This window comes from Aeromonas sp. R4-2 (genome assembly GCF_040908295.1).
Classification (GTDB): Bacteria; Pseudomonadota; Gammaproteobacteria; order Enterobacterales; family Aeromonadaceae; genus Aeromonas; species Aeromonas veronii.
The window spans coordinates 243,565-263,812 of the sequence record NZ_JBFODL010000007.1 but is presented as its reverse complement, the minus strand read 5'-3'; the positions used below and the strand labels follow the sequence as shown (position 1 = coordinate 263,812).

Here is a 20,248-nt window from a genome sequence, read left to right as displayed (position 1 = left end):
ACGGCTTGACCCGCGCGGCTTGCCTTATGCAAACGTTATGCATTTTTTCGATTTATTCATCTGAGCGGTATATTTAATCGAGTACGATAAATCCCTCGTTTTCACCTTACAAAAAGTAACCGGACAGACTCTTTCCGAACCATCACAATCCGGTTACTCTAGCGCCCCCTCACGGCTCTCGCTGCCGCTCATGGAATTCAGAGATATTCATCAAGGTTGGATGGTGCGCCACTGAACAGGTGGCCAGATAGTTCATGCCAGGAGGGCGTGAACCGGACGAGTGCTACGAATTTAACGACCACCAGGATATCCCATGAATACCAGTACCATGACCATAGGTAAAAAACTCACCGCCGGCTTTGCCGTGCTCGGTTTGATGGTCGCCTTTATCGGCGGTTTTGCCCTTGTCCAGTTTGGCAACATGAATGATGTTGCCATCCGGTTTACCGACAGCATCTTGCCAGCGGTCAATCGCACCAGCGCGATCGGGGATTCTCTCGGTGAGTTGCGTCGTTATGAGCTGGGTTATTTCGTGGTGGCTGCCGAGCCGCTGAAAAGGGCTGAATATCGGAATATTGCCAGTCAACAGCTTAACTCGATCGCGCAGCAGCTGATTGCCCATGACAAGACGATCTGGCCTGAAGATGTGGCGGAGCGCCGTACCTTCGATACGGTGAAATCTGACTGGGATCGTTACGTCGCCCTGCACCAGCGAGTCAAACAGCTGCAAGACAGCGATCAGCTTGCCGAAGCCCAACGCATCTTCCTTGAGGAGGGAGTTCCCCTTTACACCGCGCTGAGCAAGTCAGTGGCCTCCCTTATCCAGATTAACCATGGTTATGCGTCTGAATCCCGCAGCGACATTGTCGACTCTTATCAATCCGCCAATCTGAGTGTCACCATCGCGCTGGTGATCGGTCTGATCCTTGTGGTGGTGCTCTCCGTGGTACTGACCCGCCAAATTCGCGACCCGCTGATCATGCTGGCCCGTCAGGCCCAACGTATTGCCAATGGCGATCTGGGTCAGGGCGAACTGCAGCAGTGGATCCGTGACAACCGTTTCAACCGTGATGAACTGGGTCAGCTGGGCTCCGCCATCAACCGGATGCAGGGCTCCCTCTCCGATCTGGTGAGCGAGATCGCCGGCTCCGTGAGCCAACTCAGCAGCGCAGTGGAGGAGGTGAGCGCCATCTCCAGCCAGTCCGCCAGCGGCATGGCTATCCAGCAGAACGAAGTGTCCCAGGTGGCGACCGCCATGAACGAGATGCAGTCCACCGTCAACGAAGTGGCCCGCAACACCACGGATGCCATGAGCGCCGCCAAGGATGCCTCCCGCACCTCTGCTGCCGGCAGCGAAGTGGTACGCAGCTCCATTGCCAGCATCGAAGAGGTGTCGGTCAAGATTGAACAGGCGGGCACAGTGGTGCAGCAGCTGGAGGCCGACAGCGCCAACATCAGCGTGGTGCTGGATGTGATCCGCGATATCGCCGGTCAGACCAACCTGCTGGCCCTTAACGCCGCCATCGAAGCGGCCCGTGCCGGTGAGCAGGGTCGTGGTTTTGCGGTCGTTGCGGATGAAGTGCGCTCCCTAGCCCAGCGTACCCAGGACTCCACCGCCGAGATCAGCAAGATGATCGAACTGTTGCAGAGCCGCGCCGCCGAGGCTGGCAACGCCATGCAGCTGAGTCGTCACCAGATGCAGGAGAGTGTAGGTCTGGCGCGGGATGCCGGTACCAGTATCGAGACCATCAACGGTGCCGTGGTGCGCATCACTGACATGAACACCCTGATCGCCACCGCCACCGAAGAGCAGAACGCGGTGACCGAAGAGCTCAACCGCAGCATCGTCAACATTCACAATGCCGCTGACGAGAATGCCCAGGGCGCTCATCAGATCGCCCAGGCTTGCGTCGAGCTGAGCAAGCTGGCCAACACCCTGCACCATATGACCCAGCGCTTCACCCTCTAAGGGTTGATGCATGGATAACAGAAGGCCCCGCCAATTGGCGGGGCCTTGTTGTTTCTGGGGTTGTGGAAGGGCTCAGCTCAGGCCGACTATCTCGCCGTTCTCATCGATATCGATATGGCGATAGGCAGGCAGACTGCCCAGCCCCGGCATGGTCATGATAGGGCCCGCCAGCGCATAGACGAACCCGGCACCGGCGCAGAGCTTCACCTCGTCGATGGGCACCTCGAAATCGGTCGGCACGCCCTTGAGAGCGGGGTCATGGCTGATGGAGAGCGGCGTCTTGGCTACGCAGATGGGCAAGTGATCCCACCCTTCGGCGGAGAGTTGTGCCAGCTGCTGGCGCGCTTTGTCGGAGAGCTGCACTCCGCGGCCGCCGTAGCCGCACTCCACCAGGGTCGCCAGCTTGGCGTCGAGGCTCGCCTCGTCGGGGTAGAGCAGTTTCACCTTGCCGGGTTGCTCGCAGGCGGCGACCACGGTGCGGGCCAGCTCGCTGGCACCGGCACCACCCTGGGTGAAGGCGTTGGAGATGGTTGCGCCACAGGCACCGGCTTGCTGTGCTTCATGGGCCAGCAGCGCCAGTTCGGCCTCGCTGTCGGTAGGGAAGCGGTTGATGGCGACTACCACCGGCACCCCGTAGCGGCGGGCGTTCTGGATATGCCAGGCGAGGTTGGCGCAGCCCTGCTTGAGGGTCGGCAGATCTTCCCCTTGCAGGCTGGCTGGCAGCGGCTGGCCCGGGCGGATATCGAGCAGGCCGCTGTTGGCCTTGAGGCCGCGCACCGTGGCCACCAGCACCACGCAGGCGGGGGTAATGCCGGATTGGCGGCTCTTGATGTTGAAGAACTTCTCAAGCCCCATGTCGGAGCCAAAACCTGCTTCGGTTACTACATAGTCGGTCAGGCCAAGAGCGATGCGATCGGCGATCACCGAGGAGTTGCCGTGGGCAATATTGGCAAAGGGGCCGGCGTGCACCAGCACTGGGGTCTGCTCTGTGGTCTGCATCAGGGTCGGTTGCAGCGCATCCTTGAGCAGCACCGTCATGGCGCCCGCCACTTCCAGCTGTTCGGCGGTAACGGGCTTGCCGTGGATATCGCGGGCCAGCTGGATGCGGCCGATGCGCTGGCGCAGGTCTTTCAGATCGCTCGCCAGCGCCAGAATGGCCATCAGCTCGGAGGCGGCGGTGATGACGAAGCGATCGCTGCGCTCCACACCATCGGCAGCGCCCCCCTGTCCAATCGTGAGGTGGCGCAGGGCGCGGTCATTCATGTCGAGGGTGCGCGGCCAGAGGATGTTATCGGCATCGATATCGAGCCGCGGCAGGCCGGTTTTGGCGCTGAACTGGTCGCCGAGTTTGCGCTCATGGAACAGGCGGGCATCGAGGGCTGCTGCCGCCAGATTGTGAGCCGCCGTCAGAGCGTGAAAATCGCCGGTAAGGTGGAGGTTCATCTCCTCCATCGGCACCACCTGGGCGTGGCCGCCACCGGCGGCCCCCCCCTTGACCCCGAATACCGGGCCGAGGCTCGGCTGGCGGATAGTGGCGATGCTGGGCTGGCCGATATGGTTGAGCCCCATGGAGAGGCCAAGGGTGGTCACCGTTTTTCCTTCACCGAGCGGGGTCGGGGTGATGGCGCTCACCAGTACCAGCTTGCCGCTCTGTATGGGTTGAGACTTGAGCAGGTCGAGGCTGAGCTTGCCTTTGTAGTGGCCATGGGGGCTGAGCAGGTGCTGGGGGATGGCGAGGCGTTCGGCCAGCGCGTGGATTGAGAGACGGGGGGACTGGCGGGAGATCTCGATATCGCTTAGCATCAGCACCTCGTTGGCATATCGGGGTAAAATATGCGGCGCAGTCTAGTGGAATATAACGGGTAATCCAATGACGAAAACGATTTTATTTGGTGAGGGTGAGGTTCGTCAGAATCCTGTTCTGCTGGATCTCAACGCACTCTATCATCCCCCCAAGCAGCCGATGACGGCGCTGGGGATTGTCAGCGCGCTGGTGCCGTTGTTCGGTTTCGGCTGGCAGGCGATGACCCAGGACCCCGAAACCCAGCTGCGCCACGAGATCCGCAAACGGGTCAACAAGCACAAGACCGACGAGGCAAACCTCATTTTGATCCTGCAGCTGGCCGCCATGTTTGACTGCCCCGAGATTGAAGTGGCGCTCCCCTATGCCCTCAGTGAGCCGCAGTTGTCGGTGATCCGCACCCGTCTGCCACGCTGGCAGTTAAGCCTCGAGCAGGAGCGTCTGCTGGCGAAGCTGGTTCCTGCCGCGGCCCCTGGCCAGCGCTAGGTTGCAAGCCGGGCCAGCAGGCCGTACCCTCTGCTCTGGCAATCAGGTCGGCGCATCCCACTGTTGCGGGGCGAGATAGCGCTCCTGCACGAACTCGATAAAGCAGCGCACCTTGGCCGAGACGAAGCGGCGGTGCGGATAGACCGCATAAAGTCCCACCTCTCCCTTGTCCCACTCAGGCAGCAGGCTGACCAGCTGCCCTGACCGCAGGGCCTCCCCCACGATAAAGGTGGGCTGCAATATGATGCCCTGATCATCACAAGCGGCGCGGGTCAGCGCCACCCCGTTGTTGGCCCGCAGCGGCCCCTGTGGCCGGATGCTCTGCTGCTCGCTTCCCCGTTTGAAGTGCCACTCCGGCTGGGTCAGGGTGTAGATCAGACAGTCGTGCTGCTTGAGATCCTCGGGCTTTTCCGGTCTGCCCTTGCGCGCCAGATAGGCGGGGCTGGCGCAAAGTTCGACCCGAATGGTGGCAAGCTGGCGCGCCACCAGCGAGGAGTCGCTGAGGTGGCCGATCCGCAGCGCCAGATCGAACCCCTCTTCCACCAGCGCTACCCGCCGGTCGCTGTACTCGATATCGAGCTTGAGATCGGGAAAGCGCTGGCGAAACAGTGGCAGGGCGGGTGAGAGGTGCAGATAGCCAAAATCCATCGGCACCGAGAGCTTGAGGGTGCCGTTCGGCTGCTGGTTGTGGTGAGTCAGCTGGCTGTGGGTCTCTTCCAGCTCCGCCAGCAGGGCGAGGGAGCGCTGGTAGTAGAACTGGCCCGCTTCGGTGGGATTGACCTGACGGGTGGTGCGCGACAGCAGCCGGGTGGCGAGGGACTCCTCCAACTGCTGCATCAGTTTGGAGGCCATGGCGACCGAGATGCCGAGCTGGTTGGCGGCCTTGGTAAAGCTCTGGCACTCCACCACCTTGATAAAGGTACGCATGGCGGCGATCTGGTCCATTTTCCATCCTCAGTAAATAATGAATTTAATAAATCACTGATTATTCATCTTCAGAACGAGGTTAGCATTTTAACCACTGATGTGAACCCCAAGATGAAGGAACGAACGGATGAAAATGACCAAGGCTCTGCTGGCCTCCTGCCTGTTTATGGCTACCCCTCTGATGGCGGCGGATTACGATGTGGATGCGGCGCACACCACTGTGCAGTTCAAGGTGGGTCACCTGGGCTTCTCCGAGCTGGTGGGTCGCTTCAACACCTTCAGCGGCACCTTCAGCATGGATGACGCCAACCCGGCGGCCGCCAAGGCGAGCTTTGAAGTGGATGCCGCCAGCGTCGACTCCAATCACGAGGCCCGCGACAAGCACCTGCGCAGCCCGGACTTCCTCGACGTGAAACAATATCCCAAGATGACCTTCGTCAGCTCCGCTTACGAGGGCACCAAGGATAAAGGCGTGCTGAAAGGGACCCTGACCCTGCACGGCGTCTCCAAGGAAGTGGCCTTCGATCTGGTCAAAATTGGCGAGGGCAAGGATCCCTGGGGCGGCTACCGCAGCGGTTTCAACGCCTCCACCACCATCAAGCGCAGTGACTTTGGCGTGAGCTACATGCTGCCCGGCATCCCGGACGAGATGAACATCAACCTGTTTGTCGAAGGCGTGCGCAAGTAATGGGCGCGGAACTTCTGCTGCAAACCCTGGCGGCTCCTCTGGGAGCCGCTTTGCTGTCGTGGCGCTGGCCACGGCTGGGCTATCTCTGGGGCGCACTGGCGCTCTGGCTGGTGGGCTCCTTGCTTGGCGGTCTCTATGGTATTCCGGCCAAGGCGTGGCAGTGGCTGCCGCTGACCCTGCTGGTGCCCGCCATTGCGGCTCAGGTGAACGATCTGCGCGGTTCACCACTGCTCTTTGCGGTGGTCAGTGCGCTGGTGTGGTGGCAGGGATTGGCATCGGTATTGGCGAGCGAACTCGGGATCTGGCTGGCGCTACTGCCCGCCATCCTCTGGTTTGGTTGGAGCGGTCTGCGCGGTGATAGCCGCGAAGGGCTCGGGTTTGCCCTCGGCTTTATCTGGTTGGCGCTGGTGATTGGCATCGATGGCAGTCTGCTGATTGCCCAGCTGGCCGGTGCTCTGGCCGCTTTCGCCGGTTTTCGCGCCCTGCTTGCCACCTTTGTTGGCATCAAGGCAGCACCCGCTGGTCTGGCGCTGGCCCTCGCCTTCGTCCAGATGCTCGCCTGGCAATATGTGGAGGTGCCGCTGGTGGTGTTGCTGCCGGTCTGGTTGCTGCCGCTGCTGGAGTGGGCATTGCGTGACAAACCGTTGCCAGTGCGTTGGGGTGGGCTGATCTTGCTCGCAGCGGCGGGAACCGGGCTCAGCCTGTGGTGGGTGTGGCCTGCTGCTTCTTTGTACTGATTTTTGCATGAAAAACAGGCAATTACAGTCATTTTTGCATACTCGCTCATACTCTTGGCAGATAATGATTGAGCCCCATATGTGTTTCAGATAAAAAGGATTTTCATTTTATTTGGACACACACAGAACCCGGCCGCGCCGGGTTCTGTTTGCCTGCTTTGCGGCACATAAGGAGGCCACAGTTGCGCAGTCAAGGATCTGAGCATCTGTTTTTTCGCCATTTCACCGGACAGGGACGTATCGACGGTCTCTGCATTCTGCTGGTCACTCACCTGCTTCCCGATCGCCCCCGTTTTATCGACGCTCTCGGTCAGATTGGACGGATTGGCGCCATTTTGCCCAAACCGAAATCGGTACACGGTCCGACCCTGGAGTGGGTATCCCAGCACTATCCGGTGCTGCCCCTCAACCGACGCTGGACCAATGAACCCGACAGCATCATCCAGCAGATTGCGCCGCTGGTGGCCCCCCACGAGCGGTTGCTGATCCTCGATATAGGCGGTTACTTTGCCAAAACCCAGGTGATCTTGAGTGAATACTTCGGCCCCCGTTTCCTCGGGGTGGTGGAGATGACCGAGAACGGCCATCAACGCTATGAGCAGGAGGTGCTGGCGACCCCTGTGGTGTCGGTGGCGCGCAGCCCCCTCAAGCAGGCCGAGGATATCCAGATTGGTTTGAGCGTGGTCTACTCCGCGGAGTCGCTGGCTCGTAATCTCAACCGTACTTTCAACGTCTGCGAAGCCGTGCTGTTTGGCTATGGCAAGGTGGGGCGCAGCATCGCCCGCGACCTGCGTTGTCGCAACCTCCATCTCGGGCTGGTGGAAACCGATGTGCTGCGACAGGTCGAAGCGCTCTCTCACGGTTTTCGCTTGATCACCAAGGCTGAAGCCTTGAGCCGTGCCGAGCTGGTGATCTGCTCTACCGGCAACGGCTCGCTGGACTTGGTGGATCTGCAGGCGCTGCGCCCCGGCACCATGGTCGCCTCGGTCACCTCGGCCGACGACGAGTTTGCCTTCTCGCTGGCCCAGTTGCCGTGGCCGAGCGAAGAGGTGTGCCCCCATGTGCTGGCCCTCAACCGGCCGGATGGTACCCAGATCTACCTGCTCAACCGGGGCGAGGCGGTCAACTTCGTCCATGGCGCCGTGATTGGTGAATATGTCTATCTGGTGCTGGCGGAGATCATGGAAGGGATCCGGATGCTGGCGGCAGGCCCTCTTGCACCCGGCCTGTTCGAGCTGCCAGAATCGGCGATGCGTACCATTGCCCGCCATTGGCTGGCCGATTTTCATGGGGTTGATCAGCACTGATTTGACCAAACCGGGAGCGGCCATTGGGCGGCAGTACGCCACTTCCCGCCATTGTCGCTTTTTTATGGAGTCACTCATGACCGAGTCTGAAACCCTGATCAGCAAACCCCGCATCGAAATCCGCTACTGTACCCTCTGTCGCTGGATGCTGCGCGCCGCCTGGCTGGCGCAGGAGCTGCTATCCACCTTCGACAGCGATCTGGGGGAGGTGGCGCTGGTGCCGGCCAGCAAGGGGGAGTTCCGCATTCTGGTGGGCGGGGTGCAGGTGTGGGATCGAGTGGTCGATGACGGCTTCCCCGAGGCCAAGGAGATCAAGCAGCGGGTGCGCGATGTTATCGCCCCTGAGCGGGATCTCGGCCACTCGGATCGCAAGGCGGCCGAGTAACGTCAGATGGGCCGAGCGCCTCGAAAAGGTGCTGAGCATGAGAGCGAAAGGAGAGGGAGGCGATGGCCTCTCTCTCCTTTTTTGCCTTTGGCTGTTTGCCTGGCTCCAGCAGGGTTATAAGCGCGGCTCGACCAGATGACTGCCGATATAGCGGGCCCGCTTGTGGGACTTGATGCGGCTCACATCGACCCACACCAGCCCGTCGATGCAGTGGTTGAAGTCGGGGTCGATACCAAAGTCCATGAACTGCACTCCGCCCGGCTCGCACAGCTCGGAATACTGCTTGTAGAGGGTAGGGATGGCGCAGCCCAAATTGTCGAGGCGGGCCTTGAGCGCTTTGAGGTCGGCGCCGTAATCCACCCCTTCGAACAGAGGCTGCGTTTCGGGGTAGGGACGGCGGGAGGGGGCCAGCGCCAGCTCGGGGGCAAAGTGCTGGCGGTAAAAGCTCACCAGCAGATCCTTGGCCGCCGGCGGTAGGCTGCCGGAGAGCGACACCGGGCCAAACAGGTAGCGGTAGCGGGGATAGCGGGCCAGATAGGCACCGATGCCGAACCAGAGATAATCGAGCCCCCGCTTGCCCCAGTAGGCGGGCTGAATAAAGCTGCGGCCAAGCTCGATGGCCTGTTCCAGCCGGGGCAGCAGCTTATCCTCAAAGCCGAACAGGGTGTGGCTATAGAGGCCATCCTTCCCCTTGCTGGCCAGCAGCTCCGCCACCGGGGCGAACCGGTAGGCGCCGATAATATCGAGTCGGGCCGGATCCCAGAGGATCAGGTGGTGATAGTCGTTGTCAAAGCCATCGAGATCCCGCCTTTTGCCGGATCCTTCCCCCACTGCGCGAAAGGCGATCTCCCGCAGTCGCCCCAGCTCGCGCAGGATCACCGAGTGGCTCAGTTCGTGGCGGCGGTAGAGGTAGATCCCCTGACCATCCGGGGTGGTGCCGAGCTGTTCGCAGCTTTCGATGGCCTGTTTGAGCTGGCGACGATCCTCCGGCAGGGCGATGGGGGCCTCGGTCTGCAGGCGCCCCGCCTTGCCACGGCCAATCCGGTAGAGGTGGTTGCGCACCAGCCGCGCCGCCGTCTTGGCGGGCAGATCCTGAAAACTGCCGAGTGGAATGCGCGCTCCTATGGTCACCGGCAGGGTCTGCCCCTGCTGGCGAAACAGCTGGCGCACCAGCAACAGGGCGGAGGCGGGCTTGTTGAGCCAGGAGGCGAGATAGAACCAGAGGCTGTTGCGCCCTCCCAGATGGATGGGCACCAGCGGGGTGCGGGTGCGCTTGGCCAGCTTGATAAAGCCTGCCTGCCAGGGGCCATCTTTCACCCCCTTGAGGCCAAGCCGCGAGACTTCACCTGCGGGGAAGATCACCAGCGCCCCTTCATGGGCGAGGTGTTCGTTCATGGCGAGGATGGCCTGTCGATCGGTCTTGCCCTCCATATTGTCTACCGGCAATAGCAGAGAGCGCAGCGGCGCGAGCTGGGCCAGCAGCTGGTTGGCGACGATCTTCACATCGGGGCGGATGCGACCGAGCAGTTGTAGCAGCGCCAGTCCGTCCAGCGAGCCGATGGGGTGGTTGGCGACAAGAATGACCCGGCCGCTGGCGGGGATATGCTCCAGTTGCGCCTCGCTGACCCGATAGTCGAAATCGAGCTGGGTCAGCGCCTGCTCGACAAAGTCGAGGCCGCGCAGGTGCGGGTAGCGGGCGGCAAAGTCGGCAAAGGCCTGTTCGTTGAGCAGCCAGCCCAGCAGCCGCTTTAACAGCGGGGTGATCAGGGGGTAGCCAAGCAGGCGGGGGAAGTGCTGGGTCAGCAGGGTATCGATAGTGAACATCTGGGGGGCTCCGGCGATCCGTTGCTCCCAGCATGATGTGACACTGTTCCGGCGACATGTCAGCGGGATGACAGTTTGATGGCAGCGGCAGCCAGTTGCTCCTGAGCGACCCTCCCCCGGTTTCCCTTTGTTGATGGGTGATGGCCAGATAGCAAGGGGGGAGCCGGTAAACCGGCTCCCCCCTTGGTGGTCATGGTAATGATAGTGACCCGATTAACCGCGCCAGGCTGCGGTGAGGCGCACCAGCTCCACCAGGGTGGCGACCGATTTCTCCATGGATTGCAGCGGGATGAACTCGTGCTTGCCGTGGAAGTTGTGGCCACCGGTGAAGAGGTTGGGGCAGGGCAGGCCCATAAAGGAGAGGCGGGCGCCATCGGTACCGCCGCGAATGGGCTTGATTTTCGGCACCACGTCGGCGGCTTCCATGGCGGCCTTGGCCAGCTCGACGATATGCATGTGCGGCTCGATCTGGCTGCGCATGTTGCGATAGCTGTCGGTCAGGGTCAGCTCGATGCGGGCCTTGGGATACTCGGCCTGCAGGGCGGCCACCCGGTTCTGCATCTCGGCTTTGCGTGCGGCGAAGTGCTCGTCGTCGAAGTCACGGATGATGTAGTGGAGGGTGCTCTCCTCCACGGTGCCGCTCATCTGGGCCAGATGGAAGAAGCCCTCATACCCGTCGGTGCACTCCGGGGTCTGCTCGGCAGGCATGGCGGCGTGGAAGCGGGCGGCCAGGGTCTGGCTGTTGATCATGCTGCCCTTGGCGGTGCCGGGGTGGACGTTATTGCCGATAAAACGCACCGTGGCGCTGGCGGCGTTGAAATTTTCATACTCCAGCTCGCCCAGTTCGCCGCCATCCACGGTATAGGCCCACTTGGCCGGGAATCTCTCCAGCGGGAACAGGTTGGCACCGCGGCCGATCTCTTCATCCGGGGTAAAGCCGACCCAGATATCGCCGCGCGGGATCTCGGGGTGGGCCTGCAGGTGGTCGATGGCAGTGAGGATCTCGGCGATACCCGCCTTGTCGTCGGCGCCAAGCAAGGTGGTGCCGTCGGTAGTGATAAGGTCCTGACCCAGATAGTTTTTCAGGAAGCGGTAGTCACGGATGGCGAGCACCTCGTCACCCTTGCCAAGGCAGATGTCGCCGCCCTGATAGTTTTCGATGATTTGCGGTACTACGTGCTCCGCCTCGTAGTCGGCGGTATCCATGTGGGCAATCAGGCCGATGGCGGGGGCGTCCGGCTGGTTGCCCGGCAGGCAGCCGGTGAGGTAGCCGTGTTCATCCAGGGTGACCTGGGTCAGCCCCAGCGCCTTCATCTCTTCTTGCAGGGCGCGGGCAAAGATCAGTTGTCCCTCGCTGCTCGGGCAGGCTGGATTGGTCTCATCGGAGCGGGTATGAAAAGTTACGTAACGCAGAAAACGCTCAAGCAGGGTATCCATTAGTCAGCCTCTAACCGATTGTGAGCGGCCATTGTGGCCAATCCGTGCGGGGCACTCATTGCGTCAGCGCAGGTTTTTCCCATTTTTTGACGCAAGGGAAGAGCGGCGAATGTGCGGCTCGCGGGGCAACGTCCGGGAGGGAGATCGCATAAATGTGGCATTTATTACGATATTTAGGCGCTGGCGGTGGCGACCAAATTCCCCTCAGCCACCGCACAGCAAGGCGTCAGCCCAATCATGGCGTTTTCACACACTTTTCAAGAGGAAACTGGGCTGTCGCATAACCTACGCCATCCCAGAGCCCGCCTGCCCGCCAGCAAGATTTGATCGACTTATTAAAAGGGGATTTTGAACACTATTTTTTATTGTCACTGCCCGCGGTAAGTGTGTACACTCCGCGCCGATCCAAGGGCAACCCTGAAGCAGGCAGAGCCGCCAGAAACCCGACCGATCATACGCCTATAGGGCGAGGCACGCAGAAACGACAGACACTGCTGGGGAATGGTTTCTTTAATACCGGTTAGGCTCCGGTATCAGGGAGAACAACAGACTCTCATCCTTCATTTGACCGAGTGGGCCAGCGGCTCATCATCTTCCCTTGTCATGGGCGGTCACTGACGGTGAGGTGGGCTGTGGTTGTTGTCGTCTATCAACACGCATGCGTGCTGGCGCCTTCGCTTCTCTTCCTTGGAACCCTCTCCTTCTGTCGGGATCGCTGCCGAATGATGAACTGACGGCGTGGCTGATGTCGTCTGTCATCAAAGTACCGCGGCGCTACGGCATAGTGGCACCGCATACCGTTGAGCTTGATGTAAAGCCACCAGCCCCACATCAAGACTCGTTACTTCCCCAAGATCCACCAGGCAGCCTCTGGCTTGCCGCGATGTGCAAAGTGTTGGTTTGGGTGGCTGCGTCTCGTGATGGCAGCGCTCGCCGTACTCTGCACTAGATGGTCTGGATGTGATTGAGGGTAACGAAGGCGACTTTGGGTCGCTCATTTGCGAGGCATAGCCCATGACTAACTGGTCCAGCAAGGACTCCTTGAAGGTCTACAACGTTCCCTACTGGGGTGCGGGTTTTTTCAATATCAATGACGCCGGTCATGTGACCGTCGCCCCCGACAAATCACGCCCTGACGCGCATATCGTGCTCTCTGACGCCATTGAACAGTTGCGTCAGTCCGGGCTGACCACCCCCGTGTTGCTGCGCTTCCCCGATATTCTCAAGAGTCGGGTCGATGCGCTGTTCAACGCCTTTGGTCAGGCCATCGAGAAGTCAGGCTATGAAGGGGACTACCTCTGCGTTTACCCGATCAAGGTAAACCAGCAGCGTCGTGTCATCGAGACCATCAGCCAGTCCTACAGCGACAAGCCCCGGCTTGGCCTGGAAGCTGGTTCCAAACCGGAACTGCTGGCCGTGCTGTCCCATCACCATGAGCAAGGCTCGGTGATCGTCTGCAACGGTTACAAAGACCGCGAATATATCCGCCACGCCCTCCTGGGCAACCTGATGGGCCACAAGGTCTACATCGTGGTGGAGAAGCCCTCCGAGCTGGAAATGGTGCTGGACGAGTCAGCTCGTCTCAACATCAAGCCCAACATCGGGGTGCGTGCCAAGCTCGCTTCCACCGGCTCCGGCATGTGGGAATCGAGCGGTGGCTCCATGTCCAAATTTGGTCTCTCCGCCTCCCAGATCCTGGCGCTGATCGAACGTCTGCGCGGGCTGGGCAAGCTGGATTGCCTGCAACTGCTGCACTTCCATCTGGGTTCCCAGATCGCCAATATCCGCGACATTCAGGGCGGCATCCGCGAATGCGGCCGTTTCTACGCCGAACTGCGTCGCCTCGGTGCCAACATCGAAGTCGTGGACGTCGGTGGCGGCCTGGGTGTGGACTACGAGGGAACCCGTTCCCAGAGCCACTGCTCCGCCAACTACAGCCTCTCCGAGTACGCCAACAACGTGGTATGGGGCATCGGCGATGTCTGCCGCGAGTTCGATCTGCCGCACCCGACCATCATCAGCGAGTCTGGCCGTGCCCTGACCGCCCACCACGCCGTGCTGGTCACCAATATCATTGGTGCCGAAGGGGTGGAGATGAACGACATCAGCGCGCCGGACGAAGATGCACCGACCATTCTGCAGAACATGTGGAAAGGCTGGCTGGATCTGCGCAGCGAAGATCCCTCCCTGCTGGAGATCTTCCATGACTCGGTGGCAGATCTGGGTGACGTGAATACCCAGTACACCATGGGCCTTTTGAACCTTGAACAGCGTGCCTGGGCCGAGATGCTGCACCAGAACACCTGTCTGGCACTCAAAGAGATGCTCAACCCGGTCAACCGTAACCACCGTGCGCTGGCTGACGAGCTGAGTGAAAAGCTGGCGGACAAGTGCTTTGCCAACTTCTCCCTGTTCCAGTCCCTGCCGGATGCCTGGGGTATCGGTCAGGTATTCCCGGTGATGCCGCTGGCTGGTCTCGATCGTCCGCTTAGCCGTCGCGGTATCCTGATGGATATCACCTGTGACTCCGACGGTCAGGTCGAGCACTATGTCGACGGTCTGGGGGTCGAGAGCACCCTGCCAATGCCGGTCTACGGCGAGCACGAAGAGTGCCACGTCGGCTTCTTCCTGGTCGGTGCCTATCAGGAGATCCTCGGCGATCTGCACAACCTGTTCGGTGACACCCACTGCGCGGAAGTGTGGCTGGACGAAGAGGGCAAGATGGACATTCGCAACGTGGTGCGCGGCGACACCGTCGACCAGCTGCTGCGTTACGTCAACATCGACCCGTCCGTGATCCGCGAAAACTACCAGCGGATCGCTGCTCACCCGGCGCTGGACGATGCCACTCGCAAAGCCCTGCTCGACGAGCTGGAGCTGGGCCTGCAAGGCTACGCCTATCTGGAAGACGAATAAGCGCCCGCGCTTGACGTTCGCCGTGAAGGCATAAAAAAAGGGAGGCATTTGCCTCCCTTTGCCCTATCTGTTTCTCCTGTGGTGGTCAGGTCTGCGAGCTCAGCGCCTTGTGCAGATCCCGCTGCAACTGCTGATTGTCGTCTCTTTGCAGCTCCACAATACCCAATTGCAGTCCCTGCTCGATGGTGAGCGACCCATTCAACATGGCGTTGATGGCGGCTTCACTCAGCAGCATCACCCGGTCTTTGGGGTTTGGGCCGCTGGTGTGCAGCTGGAGCAGTAGGGACTCCTTGCCTCGTACTCTGGACCAGAGTCCTGAGTCGATAAGCAGGATGGAGATCCCGCCGCCTACCCCTGCCTGCTGGAGTCGACTTTTGAGGGTTTGGAGCCATGCCTGGCTACGGGAGAAGCCGGCTTCGCCTGTCAGGGCTGCCAAGGGGGGTAACTGCTCACGGCTCACCGCAGTCGCCGTGGCCATGGCAATATTGACCGTCCCCGGCCAGCTCTGTTCGAACGGATTGGGATAAAGGGCATCATAACCACAGCTCTGCCCGATCCCGGGGATGAGGCAGAGCAGAACCATGCATGCGCGCAAGGTGCGTTGCATCATGGCGTCACTATGTTGAACCAGAAGTTGAACTTGTCGAGCAGGCTGATGAAGTCACTGAACTTCTGCTGATCACCCTCGATCTTGATCTCGCCGTTGGCGATCTTCTGCTCCATGGTGCCCTGACCGAGCTGGATATCATCCAGCGTCTTCTTGCTCAGGGTAATGGTCACATCAGGCTTGGCGGCATAGCGGGTTGTGTGGTTGAGCACCGAGTTCTCCAGACTCAGGGTATGTTTCTCCCCGATGTCGGTGAACGCCATGTTGATGACCATCTTCTTGCCCGCCACTTTCTCGGGGTTAATGCGCACCGAGAGATAGTCAAACAGCATGCTGGGGCTCATGGCCCGGATGGTGTCCGGTGAGGCGGTGACTGTTCCGCCAACATTAGGAACGCCATTGCGCAGCTCATAGGCGCCTTGCAGATAGACGGAGCGCCACGGGCCGGATTCAGCCTGATAGCCCAGCTGCTCCAGTGCATCTGCCAGCAGCAGCTTGCCCTCTGTGTTGTTCGGGTTGGCAAACACAAGATGTTTGAGCACTTCTGCGACCCAGCGATATTCCCCCTTGTCGAACGAGGCCTTGGCTTTTTTCAGTACCTCCTGCTCGCCCCCCATGAACTCGATATATTTGGGGCCGACCATTTCTGGGGGCAGGTTGTCGAGATCGGAGGGGTTGCCGGAGTACCAGCCCATATAGCGCTGATAGATGGCGCGGCTGTTGTGGCGCAGGGTGCCGTAATAACCGCGGTTCGGCCAGAAGTCGTTGAGCTCGGGGGGGAGGGTGATCTGCTCGGAGATCTCCTCGCCGGTGTAGCCCATGTTCATAAGGCGTACCGACTGATCGTGGATGTATTTGTAGAGGTCACGCTGCTTCTTGAAGTAGTCGACTATGTTGGCATTGCCCCAGCGTGGCCAGTGGTGACTCTGGAACTTGACCTCGGCCTGATCACCCCAGGTTTCGATGGTCTCGTTGAGAAAGCTGGCCCACTTCAGCGCATCACGCACCTGGGCGCCGCGCAGGGTGAGGATGTTGTGCATGGTGTTGGTGGTATTTTCGGCCATCCACAATGCTTTGCTGTCCGGGAACCAGGTGTTCATCTCGGCCGGGGCTTCGGTGCCCGGGGTCATCTGGAAGACCATCTTGACGCCATCGACCGTCAGCGTCTCACCGGTTTTGGTGATAAAGCGGGTCGGCAGCAGCAGTGAGGGCACGCCGGTGGAGGTGGTTTGCCCCAGACCGCCGTTGACGCCCCCCTGCGGGTTGCGCGGCAGCAGGGCGCCGTACATGTAGACGGCGCGGCGGGCCATGGCATTGCCGGCGATGACGTTCTCCGACACCGCGTGTTCGGTAAATCCTTCCGGCGCGATGATCTCGACGCCGTTCTTTTTCACCTCGTCCAGCGAGTTGAACAGACCGGCGGCACCGCCGTAGTGATCCACGTGGGAGTGGCTGTAGACCACCGCGGTGACCGGGCGCTCCCCTTGGGTCTTGTTGATGAAGGCCAGCGCCGCCTTGGCGGTTTGCGGGGAGATCAGCGGATCGAACACCACCCATCCCTTGTTGCCTTCAATAAAGGTGATGTTGGAGAGATCAAAGCCGCGAATTTGGTAAATCTTGTCGGTGACCTTGAACAAGCCGTACTGCATGTTGAGCTGGGCATTGCGCCACAGGCTGGGGTTGACGCTGTCCGGCGCGGCCTTGTCGAGGCCGATGTAGCTCTTGTACTGCTCCAGATCCCACACCACGTTGCCCTTGTCATCCTTGATGGTCAGGGTCTCCGGTTTGGCGATAAAGCCACGCTGGGCATCCTCGAAATCCTGCTTGTCATTGAAGGGCAGGGTGGTGAGCACCTGCTGGTTTGCCTTGATGGTAAATTCGCTGGCAGGTTTGGGGTCGATGGCGGCCTTGGCCGACTGCACAAGAGCAGGCTGCACAAGCAGTGTGCCACAGAGCAAGAGCGAGAAAATCGTGGGGGTGGAAAGCCTCGGTTTCATCGGTATGACTCCAGATGGTGGTGTGGGTCGACAGGGCTAAGTGTAGTCAGGCTCAAGTCAGGGAAGAGAAGAGCGGGGACTTGCGCTACACAACGCCATCTGGGAAGAAAACAGCAGGAATTGCGCCCGCAGGAGTACAGCCGTTGCACATCTTGATCTGTATCAAGATAGGTCGCAGCGGGTTGTCTTACGGTCAGGAGTGATGTTGATGGAATGTAACAAAAGGATGTGCATATGGAACTGAAAAGGGACCCGAGATGCTATACCGACGTCTGTATCGACGGTAAGTGGTATCACTACGACCACTGCAGCACCAACGTCTACATGCTGATGGGAGGCGCCGCGCCGAGCCTTCAGCTGGCCTATGAGCCGAGCAGCGAAGAGGAGCTGATCGAGATGCTCCAGCAGCTGGGGCGCTTCTGACTTACCGAATTGATGTCTTGCCATATGGCCATCGGGCGCGTTGCCACGATGGCCACCACTCTTCACCGCTGTACCTTATCTCAGCGGTTTTTATTGCCCAATAACCCCTTGCCAATCTCCAGCATGGCGACGGCCGCGGCGTAGCTGCTATCAGACTTGCCAATCTCGTCCGCCACATAGAGAAAATTGGATTGGTACTTCTCGACGGCCTCCCGTGGGCTGGTTGCGTCAATAAAGTCCTCCTCCACCTCGAATCCTTGGGTCAGCAGTGCCGCCTTTTCACTCAGAAAAGTCGGTGATGCCATGTCGATAAAGGTGTATTGCTGCCGATTGGACGCCGGAATGGTAAAAAACTGGTATCTGGCCATGGGTAAATCCTCGCTTGAAGCGGGTGATAGATGACGTGACGCTGGTTTTAATCTGTGGCTCGCAGGCGGCTTGTTTTCCCTCGACATCGCAGACCGTGCGTGTCGGGAATGCCGCATTTTGTTTTCGTTCGAGACTACTTTGTTGGCGTTTGCCCGGCAAGTGGGTCGCAGAGATTTTCTGGATGATCCGAGCAACCGAGATGTTGTGGGCAGGGGCGAGACCGGGATAATGCCGGGCTCACGTTGAGCCCGGCTTGTCAGCGCTATGTTACAGCACGAAGCTCTGTACCATGGCGCGCAGCTGTTCGGTGAGCTGGTGGATCTGGCGGGCGGCATCGCGGGCGGCGTTGGCCACTTGCAGCGCCTCGTCGCTGCCATCGGAGATGCGCACCACGTTGCGTTCGATCTCGTTGACCACGGCGCCCTGCTGCTCGATGGCGCTGGCGATGATGGCATTGGTATCGACCATTCGATCCACCTTCTCGGTGATGGCGCCGAAAGCCTGTTTTGCCTCCTGCGCCAGCCCGACCCCCTCCTGCGCTTCATGGCTGGCCGCCGACATGGCGGTGACCGAGGCGCGGGCGCCGGATTGCAGCTGTTCAATCATCTGCTGGATCTCGACGGTGGCCCCCTGGGTGCGGTTGGCAAGAGACCGCACCTCGTCGGCCACCACAGCAAAGCCGCGACCCTGCTCACCGGCCCGGGCTGCTTCGATGGCAGCGTTGAGGGCCAGCAGGTTGGTCTGCTCGGCGATGCTGCGGATCACGCTGATGACGCCGCCAATCTGGCTGCACTGCTGTTCCAGTTGGCCTATGGTGTCGGCGGTACGCAGCACCTCGCGGTTGATATGGTCGATTGCCTTGATGGTGCGTTCCACCACATCCTCGCCCTGACCGACCACGTTCTGCGCCTCCTGGGTCATGCGGGCGGCTTGCAGGGCGTTGCCCGCCATGTCTTGTGAAGTCGCAGCCAGCTCCTTGATGGCGGTAGCGACCTGATGGGTCTCCCCTTGCTGATCGGCAATGACCTCCTGCGAGCGGCAGGTGCGCGCTTCGATCTCGGTAGCGCTCTCCACTACTGTGACGCCATTTTCCCGCACTCGCAACATCAGGGTGCGCAGGGTCTCCAGGGTCACGTTGTAATCCCGGCTGATGGCGGCCAGCTCGTCCTGACCGACGATTTCGATATGCTGGCTGAGATCCTGGGCGTTGACCCGGGCGGCAATATCACGCACCCGCCCCACGGTGTCGCGCAGGGAGAGATAGGCGCCGATCATCAGGTAGAGGTAGAGCAGCAAGCTGGCGGTCAGCGGCGCGGTGACCCACCAGAAGTGGCGTTGGTTGTCGGTCAGCCGCTGATGCAGGTCGGCCTCCAGCCGCTGGCGTACCTGGCCTGCCAGTGCGGTGATGGCCTCGTCCATCTTATCCCCCAGTGCTTGCACCTCCTTGGTGGAGAGCTGCACCAGCTGATCCTTCATCATCTTGTTTTCAATGGTCTCGACCCCCTGACGCACCAGCTGTATCAGAGCATCGGTCTGCTGACCCAGCTCGGCGCGGTAGGCCGGTTCAATCTGGTAGAGCAGGGTCAGATCGGCCTCCAGCTCTTGCAGAGTGGCGCTGATAAGGTCTAGACGAAAACGCAGGCCGCTGTAGCCCTCGGCCTGAAACAGGCCGAAATCGGCGATGGTGGCGGCGCGATCCCGCACCTGGGCCAGCAGGTCGCGCAGCTGCGGCAACCGCTCGCTGGCGAGGATCACCATGTAGTAGGTACCGAGCGCCGGATCCTGGATCAGGCTGCTACTGGCAGTAATGTGCTTGTAGAGGTGGCGCACCTCGGTCAGCAGCTTGTCGTGGCGCAGGTTGCTCTGCTCCACTTCCAGCTTGCCCGCTTCACTCTGCAGGGCGGCCCAGCCCTGCTGGATCACCTCAAAGGAGGGGTTGTTCTGGCGGGTGTCGGCAAAGGCTTGCAGGCTCTGATCAACGGCTTGCGCGGCTGCCTTGACCTGATCATCACCGACCGGATCCACCTCATAGGCGTGACGGGTCACCAGATTGCGATGGGTGAGCAGGGCTTGCTCGATAGCGGGCACGGGGGCGAGATTGGCCACTCCCGCCAGCTCGCGGTTGGCCTGGACGTTGTCATCCTGCAGCCGCCCCAGCAGATTGGTCATGCTGTAGGCCAGTGGCAGCAGCATCAGGCAGGACCAGAGCAGGAATTTGTATTTGAAGGAGAGCTGATTGCCCAGCCGGATGGCGGGGTTGAAAATCCATTTCATGTTAAGCCTCGATACCTGAGTGCGGGCGTGAGTCGTGTTGCCTGAATAGTACTCCGAGCGGCCTCCCTTGGGTGATGGCCGGTTGCAAGTTGTGATCCCCT

The 20,248-nt window shown here is 60.5% G+C and carries 16 protein-coding genes; 8 read left to right on the top strand and 8 right to left on the bottom strand.

Going from position 1 to position 20,248, the window contains the following annotated elements; genetic code table 11:
• The first annotated feature begins 313 nt into the window (after window positions 1-313).
• Window positions 314-1,969: a methyl-accepting chemotaxis protein gene (locus tag AB5Y99_RS04090; RefSeq protein WP_323917477.1), complete on the top strand. Its 1,656-nt coding sequence runs from the start codon at window positions 314-316 to the stop codon at window positions 1,967-1,969.
• Between the two features lie 72 nt (window positions 1,970-2,041).
• Here the strand turns inward: AB5Y99_RS04090 and AB5Y99_RS04085 are convergent, their stop codons facing one another.
• A complete protein-coding gene (locus tag AB5Y99_RS04085) occupies window positions 2,042-3,772 on the bottom strand; it encodes a formate--tetrahydrofolate ligase (RefSeq protein WP_368208768.1) in 1,731 nt (576 codons plus the stop codon).
• Window positions 3,773-3,839: 67 nt separating this feature from the next.
• On the opposite strand from AB5Y99_RS04085, the gene AB5Y99_RS04080 reads away from it, so the two are divergent.
• Window positions 3,840-4,256 carry a hypothetical protein gene (locus AB5Y99_RS04080; protein WP_076495155.1) on the top strand — a complete coding sequence of 139 codons (417 nt, stop codon included), beginning with the start codon at window positions 3,840-3,842 and terminating at the stop codon, window positions 4,254-4,256.
• 42 nt (window positions 4,257-4,298) lie between these two features.
• On the opposite strand, the gene AB5Y99_RS04075 is transcribed toward AB5Y99_RS04080, so the two are convergent.
• Entirely contained in the window at window positions 4,299-5,201 is a 903-nt protein-coding gene (locus AB5Y99_RS04075) for a LysR family transcriptional regulator (RefSeq protein WP_040065176.1), read from the bottom strand.
• Window positions 5,202-5,310: 109 nt separating this feature from the next.
• On the opposite strand from AB5Y99_RS04075, the gene AB5Y99_RS04070 reads away from it, so the two are divergent.
• The 4 genes from AB5Y99_RS04070 (at window position 5,311) to AB5Y99_RS04055 (ending at window position 8,300) form a co-directional block, all read left to right on the top strand.
• The gene (locus tag AB5Y99_RS04070; protein ID WP_005334411.1) at window positions 5,311-5,871 is read left to right on the top strand and encodes a YceI family protein; all 561 of its coding nucleotides are present in this window, start codon (window positions 5,311-5,313) and stop codon (window positions 5,869-5,871) included.
• Window positions 5,871-6,608 carry a hypothetical protein gene (locus AB5Y99_RS04065; RefSeq protein WP_368208765.1) on the top strand — a complete coding sequence of 246 codons (738 nt, stop codon included), beginning with the start codon at window positions 5,871-5,873 and terminating at the stop codon, window positions 6,606-6,608. Before AB5Y99_RS04070 ends, AB5Y99_RS04065 begins: the two co-directional genes overlap by 1 nt.
• Window positions 6,609-6,790: 182 nt before the next feature.
• Complete coding sequence (locus AB5Y99_RS04060; RefSeq protein WP_139731826.1) at window positions 6,791-7,915, top strand: adenosylhomocysteinase; 1,125 nt, start codon at window positions 6,791-6,793, stop codon at window positions 7,913-7,915.
• Window positions 7,916-7,991: 76 nt separating this feature from the next.
• Window positions 7,992-8,300, top strand: a complete 309-nt coding sequence (locus AB5Y99_RS04055; protein WP_019445942.1) for a SelT/SelW/SelH family protein — start codon at window positions 7,992-7,994, stop codon at window positions 8,298-8,300.
• A 114-nt stretch (window positions 8,301-8,414) separates the two neighbouring features.
• Here AB5Y99_RS04055 and AB5Y99_RS04050 read toward each other — a convergent pair whose 3' ends face one another.
• Together AB5Y99_RS04050 and pepT are read right to left on the bottom strand one after the other, a co-directional pair.
• Window positions 8,415-10,124 (bottom strand): lysophospholipid acyltransferase family protein, encoded by a 1,710-nt coding sequence (locus AB5Y99_RS04050; RefSeq protein WP_368208763.1) that lies wholly within the window; start codon window positions 10,122-10,124, stop codon window positions 8,415-8,417.
• A gap of 213 nt (window positions 10,125-10,337) precedes the next feature.
• Window positions 10,338-11,561: a peptidase T gene (pepT, locus tag AB5Y99_RS04045; protein WP_368208761.1), complete on the bottom strand. Its 1,224-nt coding sequence runs from the start codon at window positions 11,559-11,561 to the stop codon at window positions 10,338-10,340.
• 1,014 nt (window positions 11,562-12,575) lie between these two features.
• Here pepT and speA point away from each other — a divergent pair.
• Complete coding sequence (gene speA / locus AB5Y99_RS04040; RefSeq protein ID WP_110302466.1) at window positions 12,576-14,477, top strand: biosynthetic arginine decarboxylase; 1,902 nt, start codon at window positions 12,576-12,578, stop codon at window positions 14,475-14,477.
• 85 nt (window positions 14,478-14,562) lie between these two features.
• Here speA and AB5Y99_RS04035 read toward each other — a convergent pair whose 3' ends face one another.
• Together AB5Y99_RS04035 and AB5Y99_RS04030 are read right to left on the bottom strand one after the other, a co-directional pair.
• Window positions 14,563-15,087: a hypothetical protein gene (locus AB5Y99_RS04035; RefSeq protein WP_005361774.1), complete on the bottom strand. Its 525-nt coding sequence runs from the start codon at window positions 15,085-15,087 to the stop codon at window positions 14,563-14,565.
• Window positions 15,084-17,081 carry an alkyl/aryl-sulfatase gene (locus AB5Y99_RS04030; protein WP_368208758.1) on the bottom strand — a complete coding sequence of 666 codons (1,998 nt, stop codon included), beginning with the start codon at window positions 17,079-17,081 and terminating at the stop codon, window positions 15,084-15,086. The genes AB5Y99_RS04035 and AB5Y99_RS04030 overlap by 4 nt, the downstream gene beginning before the upstream one ends.
• A gap of 234 nt (window positions 17,082-17,315) precedes the next feature.
• Here AB5Y99_RS04030 and AB5Y99_RS04025 point away from each other — a divergent pair, with 234 nt between their 5' ends.
• Window positions 17,316-17,504: a hypothetical protein gene (locus AB5Y99_RS04025; RefSeq protein WP_005334402.1), complete on the top strand. Its 189-nt coding sequence runs from the start codon at window positions 17,316-17,318 to the stop codon at window positions 17,502-17,504.
• Window positions 17,505-17,584: 80 nt separating this feature from the next.
• On the opposite strand, the gene AB5Y99_RS04020 is transcribed toward AB5Y99_RS04025, so the two are convergent.
• Both AB5Y99_RS04020 and AB5Y99_RS04015 read right to left on the bottom strand, forming a co-directional pair.
• Window positions 17,585-17,872: a hypothetical protein gene (locus tag AB5Y99_RS04020; RefSeq protein ID WP_108613157.1), complete on the bottom strand. Its 288-nt coding sequence runs from the start codon at window positions 17,870-17,872 to the stop codon at window positions 17,585-17,587.
• Between the two features lie 268 nt (window positions 17,873-18,140).
• Window positions 18,141-20,147 (bottom strand): methyl-accepting chemotaxis protein, encoded by a 2,007-nt coding sequence (locus AB5Y99_RS04015; protein WP_368208756.1) that lies wholly within the window; start codon window positions 20,145-20,147, stop codon window positions 18,141-18,143.
• Window positions 20,148-20,248 lie beyond the last annotated feature (101 nt).

Excerpts from the sequence above, each read along its gene's own strand:
- speA (WP_110302466.1), top strand. The coding sequence starts at position 12,576 with ATGACTAACTGGTCCAGCAAGGACTCCTTGAAGGTCTACAACGTTCCC.
- pepT (WP_368208761.1), bottom strand. The coding sequence starts at position 11,561 with ATGGATACCCTGCTTGAGCGTTTTCTGCGTTACGTAACTTTTCATACC.
- AB5Y99_RS04020 (WP_108613157.1), bottom strand. The coding sequence starts at position 17,872 with ATGGCCAGATACCAGTTTTTTACCATTCCGGCGTCCAATCGGCAGCAA.
- AB5Y99_RS04080 (WP_076495155.1), top strand. The coding sequence starts at position 3,840 with ATGACGAAAACGATTTTATTTGGTGAGGGTGAGGTTCGTCAGAATCCT.
- AB5Y99_RS04075 (WP_040065176.1), bottom strand. The coding sequence starts at position 5,201 with ATGGACCAGATCGCCGCCATGCGTACCTTTATCAAGGTGGTGGAGTGC.
- AB5Y99_RS04085 (WP_368208768.1), bottom strand. The coding sequence starts at position 3,772 with ATGCTAAGCGATATCGAGATCTCCCGCCAGTCCCCCCGTCTCTCAATC.
- AB5Y99_RS04090 (WP_323917477.1), top strand. The coding sequence starts at position 314 with ATGAATACCAGTACCATGACCATAGGTAAAAAACTCACCGCCGGCTTT.
- AB5Y99_RS04025 (WP_005334402.1), top strand. The coding sequence starts at position 17,316 with ATGGAACTGAAAAGGGACCCGAGATGCTATACCGACGTCTGTATCGAC.
- AB5Y99_RS04065 (WP_368208765.1), top strand. The coding sequence starts at position 5,871 with ATGGGCGCGGAACTTCTGCTGCAAACCCTGGCGGCTCCTCTGGGAGCC.
- AB5Y99_RS04055 (WP_019445942.1), top strand. The coding sequence starts at position 7,992 with ATGACCGAGTCTGAAACCCTGATCAGCAAACCCCGCATCGAAATCCGC.
- AB5Y99_RS04050 (WP_368208763.1), bottom strand. The coding sequence starts at position 10,124 with ATGTTCACTATCGATACCCTGCTGACCCAGCACTTCCCCCGCCTGCTT.
- AB5Y99_RS04035 (WP_005361774.1), bottom strand. The coding sequence starts at position 15,087 with ATGATGCAACGCACCTTGCGCGCATGCATGGTTCTGCTCTGCCTCATC.
- AB5Y99_RS04030 (WP_368208758.1), bottom strand. The coding sequence starts at position 17,081 with ATGAAACCGAGGCTTTCCACCCCCACGATTTTCTCGCTCTTGCTCTGT.
- AB5Y99_RS04015 (WP_368208756.1), bottom strand. The coding sequence starts at position 20,147 with ATGAAATGGATTTTCAACCCCGCCATCCGGCTGGGCAATCAGCTCTCC.
- AB5Y99_RS04070 (WP_005334411.1), top strand. The coding sequence starts at position 5,311 with ATGAAAATGACCAAGGCTCTGCTGGCCTCCTGCCTGTTTATGGCTACC.